General features: G+C 45.9%; 10 protein-coding genes and 1 pseudogene. 10 read left to right on the top strand and 1 reads right to left on the bottom strand.

The features are described 5' to 3' along the window. The first annotated feature begins 241 nt into the window (after positions 1-241). The 3 genes from AC1DF0_RS30340 to AC1DF0_RS30330 all read left to right on the top strand — a co-directional run bounded on the left by AC1DF0_RS30340 (position 242) and on the right by AC1DF0_RS30330 (position 1,977). Positions 242-574: a winged helix-turn-helix transcriptional regulator gene (locus AC1DF0_RS30340; protein WP_442052828.1), complete on the top strand. Its 333-nt coding sequence runs from the start codon at positions 242-244 to the stop codon at positions 572-574. A 201-nt stretch (positions 575-775) separates the two neighbouring features. Further along, entirely contained in the window at positions 776-1,504 is a 729-nt protein-coding gene (locus tag AC1DF0_RS30335) for an NAD(P)-dependent oxidoreductase (RefSeq protein ID WP_442052829.1), read from the top strand. A 14-nt stretch (positions 1,505-1,518) separates the two neighbouring features. Further along, complete coding sequence (locus AC1DF0_RS30330; RefSeq protein WP_442052841.1) at positions 1,519-1,977, top strand: DUF2269 family protein; 459 nt, start codon at positions 1,519-1,521, stop codon at positions 1,975-1,977. 87 nt (positions 1,978-2,064) lie between these two features. On the opposite strand, the gene AC1DF0_RS30325 is transcribed toward AC1DF0_RS30330, so the two are convergent. Further along, positions 2,065-2,970, bottom strand: a complete 906-nt coding sequence (locus AC1DF0_RS30325; protein WP_477577224.1) for a helix-turn-helix transcriptional regulator — start codon at positions 2,968-2,970, stop codon at positions 2,065-2,067. A 118-nt stretch (positions 2,971-3,088) separates the two neighbouring features. Here AC1DF0_RS30325 and AC1DF0_RS30320 point away from each other — a divergent pair, with 118 nt between their 5' ends. From AC1DF0_RS30320 to AC1DF0_RS30290, 7 genes and pseudogenes are all read left to right on the top strand, one after another. Continuing rightward, positions 3,089-3,643, top strand: a complete 555-nt coding sequence (locus AC1DF0_RS30320; RefSeq protein ID WP_442052831.1) for a dihydrofolate reductase family protein — start codon at positions 3,089-3,091, stop codon at positions 3,641-3,643. Positions 3,644-3,690: 47 nt separating this feature from the next. Continuing rightward, a pseudogene (locus AC1DF0_RS30315) lies at positions 3,691-5,742 on the top strand (ATP-binding cassette domain-containing protein). A gap of 185 nt (positions 5,743-5,927) precedes the next feature. Then, entirely contained in the window at positions 5,928-7,967 is a 2,040-nt protein-coding gene (locus AC1DF0_RS30310) for a Na+/H+ antiporter (RefSeq protein ID WP_442052832.1), read from the top strand. Between the two features lie 105 nt (positions 7,968-8,072). After that, the gene (locus tag AC1DF0_RS30305) at positions 8,073-8,621 is read left to right on the top strand and encodes a sigma-70 family RNA polymerase sigma factor (RefSeq protein WP_477577221.1); all 549 of its coding nucleotides are present in this window, start codon (positions 8,073-8,075) and stop codon (positions 8,619-8,621) included. Further along, positions 8,614-9,306, top strand: coding sequence for a hypothetical protein (locus tag AC1DF0_RS30300; RefSeq protein WP_477577219.1), 693 nt, complete (start codon positions 8,614-8,616; stop codon positions 9,304-9,306). Before AC1DF0_RS30305 ends, AC1DF0_RS30300 begins: the two co-directional genes overlap by 8 nt. 335 nt (positions 9,307-9,641) lie before the next feature. Continuing rightward, positions 9,642-10,046 carry a VOC family protein gene (locus AC1DF0_RS30295; RefSeq protein WP_442052835.1) on the top strand — a complete coding sequence of 135 codons (405 nt, stop codon included), beginning with the start codon at positions 9,642-9,644 and terminating at the stop codon, positions 10,044-10,046. Positions 10,047-10,292: 246 nt separating this feature from the next. After that, positions 10,293-11,366 carry a phosphotransferase enzyme family protein gene (locus tag AC1DF0_RS30290; RefSeq protein ID WP_477577229.1) on the top strand — a complete coding sequence of 358 codons (1,074 nt, stop codon included), beginning with the start codon at positions 10,293-10,295 and terminating at the stop codon, positions 11,364-11,366. Positions 11,367-11,375: the final 9 nt, after the last annotated feature.

Here is an 11,375-nt window from a genome sequence, read left to right as displayed (position 1 = left end):
TTTTCAAATAGATTAGTAAGCATGTTTTCGGGTATATTAGTCATCGGTAGGGTCCTTTCTCTGGTGGCTTCAGCAACCCCGAGAATACCCTACTTTTTTGTTGCCTGACTAGGCTACAAATCTTGGTACACAAACAATTTTACGCCATCAATGATTGACTTGATTGTATAACTCTTATAAAATTTTGCTATGTTAATTTTTAGTTAATGCACTTACTTAAAAGTAAGGGGATGATTTATCAATGATTCATCAGCTCGAATGTCCAGTTGAGACACTCATACATGTTTTAAGCGGCAAATGGAAGCCAATGATTTTATGGCATTTGATTGAATCCAAAAAACGATTCAACGATCTGGAAAAGCTTATACCTGATGTTTCGCAAAAGATGCTTTCACAACATCTCCGAGATTTGGAACGAGAAGGCATAGTCGATAGAACGGTCTACCCTTCTATCCCTCCAAAAGTAGAATATTCTCTTAGTGAATACGGCAAAACATTGATTCCTGTAGCAGAAGTCATGTGTGCTTGGGGAGAAAATCATAATAAGCGGAAGTATGAAGAGTCAGCGTCATAAAAGAGTATCAATGAAATTGCACACGAATTAGAATTCAATCAACTCAAAACAAAAGCTGCCACGGGATTCCGGGCAGCTTTTGTTGTCATGCTTACTTTTAAGTAAGTACCCTACTTTAAAGTGGGTTCTTAACATCATTTGGGAGCGATGCTAAGCTTGAGTTAACCAAATAGTGGGGACATGAAAGAGGAGGAAAGAACAATGAAAATTATTGTTTTTGGAGCGACGGGGAATACCGGGAAAAGAGTGCTGGCACAAGGGATAAAAATGGGGCATGAAATGACCGCATTTGTACGAAATTCTAAGAAGCTTTATGATCAGCTTGGTAATCATTCCGTAAAGCATGTGAAGGTGATCGTGGACGATATTATGGACCCGGTCATCGTCGGAGAGGCGCTCGCGTATCATGACGCCGCTATTATTGCAGCCGGCCATGCGGGCCAGGGAGAAGAGTTTGTTCGTATCGTCGATAACATTATAAGCCAATGTGAATTCCAACCTAGTTTCTCTGGGCGGGTATGGATAATGGGAGGAGCCGGCCTTCTGGATATTCCGTATACCGATTTTATCGGCAACAATCTACCTGGCTTCCCGCCTGAATATAGAAATCACAACCGGAATTTCGAAAGGCTGCAGAAGACAGGGCTCGATTGGTCCATTATGTGTCCGGGAACTATGATTGATGCGAGAGAGCATCCAGAGCCGGTTCATCTACATGTAACAACGGAAATCTTGCCCGTTCCGATTCCGGAGACGATCAAGGAATATTCCGAAGCAGATATAGCCGGTCACTTGTTCAGCCGACTTCAAGAGCTGGATGTAACTTATGACGATGTCGCAATATGTATGCTGGACCATATTGAGCTTGGAGGAGCGTTTAAAAGAAAAAGGGTTGGTCTAGCCTATCAAAGCAATAATACGGTGCACTGAGGAGAAGGGGGTTAATTAGTTTGTTTGGATTACTGCTCGTTTTGCATATATTGGCTTCGATCGCCATAATGGGACCCGCTTTCGTGTTGCCCATCATTCGAAGATCCGCTAGAACCGTCAGCCAGCTGCGCTTTGTTTTTGGTATAACGACCAAGCTTGCCATAATACCTAAGATTGGCGGAACCGTCCTTATTTTAACCGGGGTTTGGCTTATGATCATAACCAAAATGGGTTTATCCCAAATGTGGCTGAATGTATCCATCCTTTTATCGCTGCTTATGATCGTCCTGATTGACGGAATGATTGAACCGCGTATGAAAAAGATCATCAAGATGATATCTGAAAGTCAAGATCAGGGTAATGAATTACCCGCCGAGTTCGGACTGCTGTTTAAAAAGATCGTACCAATCGAGACGGTAGCACAGCTGCTGATGATTGTCATATTGGTACTTATGGTTGTTAAGCCATTTTAATGATGACGATGAGTGCTACTTGACCACATGATGAACGATAACAGGATCCATACAGTAAACCACTCCCATGTTGAGAGTGGTTTTTACCTATTCCTTGTACTGATCTATGCTGTCTCGCAGAAGCTGGAGTACCATATCTCTCAGCCGGGGCGGGGATAGGACCTGTACATCGGGGCCGAAGCTTATCAGTCTCCGGGCCGTAAACGGAAACTCTTCCAGTGGAACCGGGCCACTCCAATGACCGTCCGTTACCGTATAGAAAAAGGGGTCGTCCTTGGCGAGGCGCGCACCAAAAGAGGTAAACCGAAGTGCCACTTCGGCTGTCTCACGATTATCGGAATTCTGCATCCACTCAGCGAGGGACGGAACTTCGAGATCAACCGGGCCAGTCCTCTCCACGTGTTGAACCCGATCAACCCGAAAGAGGAGCACCTTGTCCTCTTTACGAGCAGGCATGTACCAATAGCCGTTTTCGAAATATATGCCGAAGGGGTACAAGTTGTGCTCCTTTTCCCCGTTGGCTGACCTATAAGCGATTCGGATTTCCTCCTTGGAGATCGCCGCCTCCAAAATTTCCGTCGTCCAAGGTGCAGGTTCATATAGCTGCATCATTCGGAAGGAAATGTGGCTGCGCATCTGATCGATGTTCGTCTGTACATCGGAAGGCAAGCTTCCGTAATACTGTACGGCTAGGTGAGAGCGAATCGCGTCAAACGGGAAATCGGGCACCTTTTCCAGTATTTCAAGCATCAGAAACAAGCCGAGCGCCTCGCTCCGAGTCAGCTGCAACGGCGGCAGGATGCGGTTCTCCAGCGCACGGTATCCGCCATGGGCACCTTGTTCGCTGTAAAGTGGAAAACCGATTTGCTGCAGGTAATCCAGGTCGCGCTGGATGGTCCGAACCGAAACGTTAAAGCGTTCTGCCAGCTCGCGAGCCGTAAACTTTTTTCGGGAGTCGATGATCCGCATCATGGTTAATCTCCGCTCGTTCATTTCACCCTCCTAATTACGTCAAGTTTTGTCATAATTATATTGTAACATACAGGATGGCGGGGACAATGGGTATGAGAAGTGTTCGAGCGAATCGAAATCACGAAAGGAGCAACAAATCATGAAAAGAAGAATAATTTTGGATTTAGCGGTTACTTTAGATGGCTTTATTGAAGGGAAAAATGGTGAAGTCGATTGGTGCATTATGGACGCTGAGCTGGGGTTTAATCATTTTTTAAATCAAATTGATACCATTTTATATGGAAGAAAAAGCTATGATTTATGGGGACAATATACTCCGGAAATTGAACATGAGGCTTCTGAAAAAGAATTTTGGGAATTGATTCATAGTAAAGAGAAATATGTGTTTTCCAGGACGCAAATAGGGACTGATAAGAAAGCAATATTCATAAATGATTGTATTCTTGAAGAAGTAAATGCATTAAAGAATAAGCCGGGTAAAGACATCTGGTTATATGGCGGAGCAAGTCTTATTACAACTTTTATTAATTTAGGAGTTGTTGATGAATTTAGATTATCTGTTCACCCTGTTGTATTGGGAGAAGGGAAACCGCTGTTCGTGGATATAAAACAGAGGTTGAATTTAAAAATGGTTCATACAAGAACGTTCTCCTCAGGCGTTGTACAACTCATTTATCATTTGGATAGGAAGTAATACTATTCCACGTTCCAAGTGTCGAACAAAGAAAATAGAAATCGGAGGTGGAGTCTCTGAACGTCAATGATATCGTAATAAAGGGAGCTCGCGAAAATAACCTAAAAAACGTAAATGTCCGCATCCCGAAGCGAAAAATCACGATCTTCACCGGCGTCTCGGGATCAGGCAAATCTTCCCTGGTCTTCGACACCATCAGCGCCGAAGCTCAACGGCAGCTTAACGAGACGTTTTCCGCATTCATCCGCAATCGGCTGCCCCGGTTTAGTCAGCCGGATACGGATCTCATCGAGAACTTGTCTACCGCAGTCGTAATCGATCAGAAAAGGCTCGGTGGCAACTCCCGTTCTACGGTCGGCACGATCACAGATATTTATGCAATGGTCCGGTTGCTATTCTCCAGAATCGGTAAACCATTTGCCGGCAATTCGCATGTGTTCTCATTTAACGACCCGGCCGGCATGTGCCCAGAATGCTCCGGAGTCGGAAAGGTGGTGCAGTTCGAAGTGGACAAGCTGCTTGACAGGTCCAAATCGCTGAATGAAGGCGCAATTCTGTTCCCCGCATTTAAAGTAGGAAGCTGGTACTTGAATACGTATACTCATTCCGGCTTATTCGAAAACAACAAGCGGCTCGCCGACTATACACCTGCAGAATGGGATACCCTCCTCCACGGCAAAGAAAGCAAGATCGTATACCACACCAAAGGCGGCGATATTGAATCGGATTACGAAGGTCTGCTGAACAAGCTTACCCGCCTGTAACCCGCCTGAACCATCTGGTATCTATCGGGCTGGAATATTTGAGTCTGGACAGACAGACCGCAACTTTGTCGGGCGGGGAATCGCAGCGCATCAAGATGGTCCGTCATCTGAGCAGCAGTCTTACCGACATGATCTACATTTTCGACGAGCCGTGCGTCGGGCTGCATCCGCGGGATGTCCATCGTCTGAACGGCATGCTGCTCCAGCTCCGGGACAAAGGGAATACCGTTCTCGTCGTCGAACATGACCGCGAGGTCATGGAGATCGCCGATTACATCATCGATGTCGGACCTCATGCGGGAACCCGCGGCGGTGAAATCGTCTATGAAGGTAACTTTGCGGGTTTACTCCGAGCGGATACCTTGACAGGACGGTACTTAAAGCAAAGCCTGCCCTTTAAAACTTCAACCAGGGTGCCCAAGGGTTGGATGACCGTAACCGGCGCAAGCTTACACAATCTGAAGGACGTGACAGTCGATATACCCGTCGGTGTGCTGACCGTGGTAACCGGTGTAGCCGGCTCGGGCAAAAGTACGTTAATTAACGGAGCATTTCTACCATCGCACCCAGAGTCGATTGTCATCGACCAGTCAGCAGTGGGAACATCCACCCGCTCCAATACGGCCACTTATACAGGGATGATGGACGAGATCCGGCGGCTGTTCGCAGCCGCCAACAAGGTTAGCGCATCGTTGTTCAGCTTCAACTCCAAGGGAGCCTGCTCCAACTGTCAGGGTATCGGTATGATATACACGGATTTGGCCTTTCTCGAGCCAATAAGGACGACATGTGAAATATGCGCGGGCAAGCGGTTCAGCGATGAAGTGCTGCAGTATAAATTGAACGGAAAATCAATCAGCGACGTCCTCGCTATGACGGTCCGGGAAGCTTCGGCGTTCTTCAGCGGGAAGGAACTGCTCCGTCAAATACGGACGCTTGAGGATGTGGGACTCGGGTACGTAACGTTGGGCCAGCCTCTGAGCACCTTGTCGGGCGGGGAATGCCAACGCATCAAACTGGCGGGAGAACTTAACAAGGTAGGTAGTCTCAATGTAATGGACGAACCGACAACCGGACTGCATATGTCCGATATCACTCGTCTGATGGACATTATGAACCGCTTGATCGACGGAGGCAACACGGTGGTATTTATCGAGCACAACCATGACGTGATTAAGAGCGCGGATTGGATTATTGACATGGGTCCCGAGGGAGGCCACCGGGGGGGGCCGAATTGTATTCGAAGGCACTCCTGTCCAACTTGCAGATGCCGAGCATTCGATAACAGGGGAATATTTGCGCAAGGCAGTAACCGGACAGGGAGCATCTTCCTGACGGGGGACGTTGCAACGAGGGGGGAAGAAGGTCGGCCATTTACGGTCGACCTTCTTTTTTTACCTACTTTAGAGAAAAGAATGGCAGGTTGGAGGAAAACTACTAGGTTTATTTATTAATATTAAGTTTAAAATTAGAAGGTATGATTAGTTCAGTTTATCTGGATAAGAAAGAGGGGACTCTTAATGGAATTATTAATGACCATCATATTGCTGCTCGTATGTTTAGTCATTTCGAACATTATAAGCCACTATGTGCCTTTAATACCTACCGCTTTAACACAGATCGCTATTGGGGTCGGCATTGCTCTCCTATTTAAGGAATTCCATCTAGAGATCGAAACCGAGTGGTTCTTGCTTCTTTTTGTTGCTCCGCTATTGTACAACGACGGCAGATACTTCCCAAGAGATGAACTGTGGAAAATGCGAGCTCCGATTTTCGGTAATGCGATCATTCTCGTTCTGCTTACAACGATCTGCGGCGGCTACTTTATTCATTGGATCATCCCTGACATTCCCATTGCAGCGGCCTTCGCCTTAGCCGCCATTCTGTCACCAACAGACCCGGTCGCGGTTAACGGTATCGCAAAGCGTATTCATCTCCCGGAAAACGTATTGAATCTCGTACGAGGAGAATCGCTGATCAACGATGCCTCCGGGCTTGTAGCATTCAATTATGCGGTAGCCGCGGTTGTCACGGGGTATTTTTCACTGAAAGAAGCTATATTTGACTTTACGTATATGTTTGTCGCGGGTGCTTTCCTCGGGCTCGTACTCAGCCTGCTAATGACATGGATCCGTTATAGCTTGCGCAAAAAAGGGATCAGTGACGTTACCCTGCATTCGCTGCTTCAACTATTGACGCCATTCCTTATCTACATCATTGCAGAAGAGTGGTTCCATGCTTCCGGGGTCATTGCAGTCGTTGTAGGTGGAATTGTTTACTCACTGCTTAGAGAGAAAGCGGAACCTTTGCAAGCGGAGGAGCAGGTGTTAACGGAAAATATATGGACCACGGTATCCTTTATCCTGAACGGAACGGTATTCCTATTGCTCGGCTTGATCATTCCTCCGTCTATACGGTCAACTGTCGAGAATCCAAACATACATAATACTCTTGCAGTCGGTTATGTTTTGGCGATCGGGATAGCGATATTGACAATACGATTCGTCTGGTCGTACTTGTTCTCCCATTATGAGTATCGATTTAAAAGAGATAAAGAAATGGCTAAACCAACGGTTAAAATGACGCTTATGGTCAGCTTGACTGGCGTTCGTGGAGCTGTGACCATGGCCGGGGTGTTATCCATACCGTTGCTGATCGAGAGAGGCGATGCGTTCCCAGAGCGTTCACTCATCCTCTTCTTGGCTGCCGGCGTTATATTGTTCACTTTAATTGCAGCTACTTTGTTTTTGCCTCTACTTAGCAAGGGAGAAACGCCTGAAGGGGAGTCGGCTAATCATTTGGACATAAATATAGCTAAGAGTAAGCTGCTGCTTGCAGCAATGAAAAAGGTTCGTACGGAAATGAACGAAGAAAATGAAGCTGCTGCATATCAATTGATGGACGAGCTTAGAGAGTCGTTCAAACAAACCAATGTTGAAATGAGCTCGAAGGAGAAAGAAAACAATGAGTTTGTACAAAAATTAGTAAAAGTTCGATTAATGGCATTAAAAGCTGAGAAAAAATACATGGAGGAGGCCATGGAATCAGGAGAGATGGATGAAGAGTTATTCGAATTTTTCGCGAGAGCCTTCGAAATGCGCGAAGAGTCACTGTCTCGAAATGATAGATCCCGATTTGGAATACTCGTACGAAATGAATTACGGGACTGGAAACGTTCGAGCGCCAGACGCCGCAAAGCCGGCAAGGGCAAGGCGCGAATCGCCCAACGTCTAGCGGGGAAAGAAATCCTCCTCAAAGCTTCAAATGCAGCTCTGGCGAAACTGGAAGAAAAAGCGAGGGAGCATGAGGTTGGCGACGTCGTATATAATACCGTCATTTTCGACTATAAACGGGTAATCGATAAGCTTAAAGGTCCTGAACAATTTAATGCTGCCGTAGAAGCACAGAAAGAGGAGCTGCGGATCATTGTGATGGATGTGGAAAGGTCGGAGATTCGCCGCATGTACGAGAACGGAGAGATCAGTAAAGAGCAAGTCAAAGATTTAAGAAGAATGATTAATTACATCGAGAGCGCAACCCTTTATGAGCATGCGGAATAAAGCAAATTCGAACGAATTCGAATTAGACTTTTAACTTACCGTGACTATATGTGCAGCGGATTTCGCACTTGGACCGTCTAATAAGGTGAAGGTGGTGATCACGTGATGCCGACCGGCAGTCGACATAAGGATGATTTTGCGAAAGACCCCGCGCAAGCACTGGAGCAACTCATGAACGAATTCGGCACGATTGTCATACGGACCGCGTTTTTCTATACGGGGGATGCTCATCTTTCCGAGGATATTAGCCAGGAGGTCTTCCTGCGCGCGTACCGAAAGTGGAACGCCTTCCGCGGCGACAGCGCCGTCAAGACGTGGCTGACGACGATCACAGTCAACGTATGCCGCGACAAAATGAGCGTTCGTATGTTCACGGAGCAGCCGACCGAGCCAGGTAAGCTCGCACTCGGCCGAACGATCAGCGTGGAAGATGAGGCGCTTGAACGGCTGAGGAAGAGCGAAGTGCTGCAGTATGTGCTTCAACTACCGTTACCGTATCAGGAAGCGTTGTACTTGTATTACTATGCGGACCTCAATACGCGGGAGATATCAGAAGCCATTAGCACGCCGGAAGGGACAGTACGCAACAGACTGCATCGGGCGCGAGAAATGCTCGCCCGAGAGATCGGTAAGGAGGGAATCATTCATGAATGATAGGGATCATAATCTGCGTCAACAGTTTAGAAAGGAGTCGGATGAAATGTTATTTTCGAATATGGAGATGAGCGAGCAACTGAAACGGAAGATTCGTCAAGAAGCGGTCGCTGAGAAGGCAGGGCGTAAATCGAAGCTTGCGAAATCATGGAAGGTAGCGGCGGTTGGATTGGCAGCAGCGGTCTCAATCGTTGTGGCCATCCCGCTGTTAGGTACACCGAGCGTTCCGGCGCCTGTGGATAATACGACGGAGAATGTGTCTCCGCCACTGACGAACGGAGGCATCGCCGGTTCAGAGTTGAGCCAATTGACGACAACGACCCTTGGTTCGATCGAAGAAGCAAAGGCGTCTTTTGGAGAAGGTCTGCTTCTGCCGTCTTTTGTACCGAATGGGTATACGTTAACGGAGATGGCAGCGGTGGGAATGCCGGATCAACCAGCTAGAGATATCATTTTTACGTATACATCGGGCGAACATACAGTGACATTCATGGCCAGCCGCATGGAGTCCGTCTATCCGGCCGAACTATTTACGAAGACGAAAGTGGGCGAAGCGGACGGATTCGTATTCGAACAGCCAAACATGACTGAATTGTTCTGGACGATGGAAGATGTCCATTTTGGCATAACCGGGTCAATTACAGGAGATGAAGCGCAGAAGATGGCGTTATCGGCATCGCTTTAAGTGAGAAAAGCTTTAACTCGAATGATGTCTAGGAACAGAATTACTATCGGGCGACAAGAACATATTTCATTAATTGCCGCGTAAATCGCGGCTTTTTTTATGGGATAATGACAAGAACCTTATCCTATTCCCACGGACATACCGATTGTTTAGAAATAACGAGTGGGCCACCGTGCTGAGATACGGTAGGCAGATTAACTTAGATACGTGACTAACTTAAAAAAAAGTTACTTTACTCCTACATTAAATGGTAAAATCAGGGCGAAGAGAAGGCTGGGGAAGGGCAAAATGATTTAAACAGGATTTCAAAAAAATGAAAATGGGGTCGAATGCGAATGGCGACAACTGACTGGGAAAACAAAATTACAGAAATCACATTGTTTGTGGAAGATTTGCATCGGTCGAAGGCATTTTACCAAGAGACGTTCAAACTTGCTGTCATATATGAAGATGCAAACTGCGCGGTGTTCGATTATGGCAACACAAGCATCAATCTGTTAAATCAATCGAATGCCCGCGAATTGATTGAGCCTGCGCAGGTTGGTCACCACGGAGATGGCGCGCGGTTTCAATTCACGATCCAAGTGTCGGATGTTGACCGGGTATGCGATGAACTGGAAGTGCGTGGCGTTAAGTTATTGAATGGTCCGATAACGCGTCCCTGGGGGCGGCGGACGGCTTGTTTTGCCGATCCTGACGGGCATGTGTGGGAGATTGCGCAGGTACTTCATTTTCAATAGAGCAGTTGTAATTTAAATGMCAAGAAAACGCAAATACCTTTTAAAGAGTTGAATTTTATTATATAGAAAGTTTCCCTATAATTTGAGTGTCATTTTTAGGTAAAATATGCTCAAAGTAGTGATGTATTAATGTTAAACAAGGTAGTTAACATTTAAGTCCACAGATGGACTTTTCATTTTTGAATTTCCTCTTGTGGTAATGTCAATGTAGGATGAGTTTCAAGAATATGAACTGGAGGAGATATTATAAATTATATCGAGACTGTTAAAATAAGTGATGAATATTTACTACCATTAGTATCAGAGTTTTACGGATTAGAAGACTACGAAATCCAACTAATTCCGGCACACAAGGGAGGGCGCAATGTCGTTTTTACCTGTGTGAAAGCAGGCGCTGACGCCAAAATACTCAGAATCGCTTTCTTACCTGACAGGAATCGGGAACAATTTCTTGGTGAAGTTGAGTATGTCAGATTTTTATTCGAGCATGGTGGAAGTGTCTCGGACGTAGTCAGTTCTCGAAAGGGAAATCTGCTGAAAGAGATTAACCATAAAAATCATACTTTTTTTATCTGCCTTTTTATAAAAGCCAAGGGAAAAATGCTTGCGGAAAATCATTATCAGTACCGAGAAGGAGTCCCAATTACCGAATACTATTATAATTGCGGTAAAGTCCTGGGGAAACTGCATCAAATATCGAAAGGGTATACGCCTGTCCACCGCAGGTATAGTTTTTTTGATAAATACAATGCCGGATTTATCGATAAAGTGATCCCCAACTCATTGCCTCTGCTGAAGGAGAAGCTGATAGAACTCCTTCAAACCTTAGAAGGATTGGACAGGAACAAGGATATTTTCGGTATGATCCATTTTGATTTTAACGACGGGAATTATTCGATAAATTATGACACCGGGCAAATCACCGTATATGATTTCGATAATTCATGCTACTGTTGGTATATGTATGATTTGGCAGATCTCTGGACACAAGGAGCGGGCTGGATTCAATTCGAACCAGACGCCGGTAAGCGTAAAAAGTTCATGGACGATTATTTTGAAACCGTCCTCGAGGGATACAGATCCGAGACCAAGATCGAAGGTTTGATGCTGGAGCGGTTGCCTTTATTTATCCAAGTAACTCTTATGGAAAATATTGTTGACGCATTCGAGGGAATGCACAATATTGGCAAGGAACCAGAATGTGACGAGGAGCTGTCGTATCTCATAAAATGCATGGAAGACGATATCCCTTATAAGGGGTTTTTTCATGAAATTTACTCGTGTGATGAACCCTTTGAATATGAGGTAATACGTATTTAGTCTTTACGC

Source organism: Paenibacillus sp. 05T425, from assembly GCF_056396205.1.
Note: the sequence above shows the minus strand (reverse complement) of the source record. Positions and strands in the feature narration are given on the sequence as shown.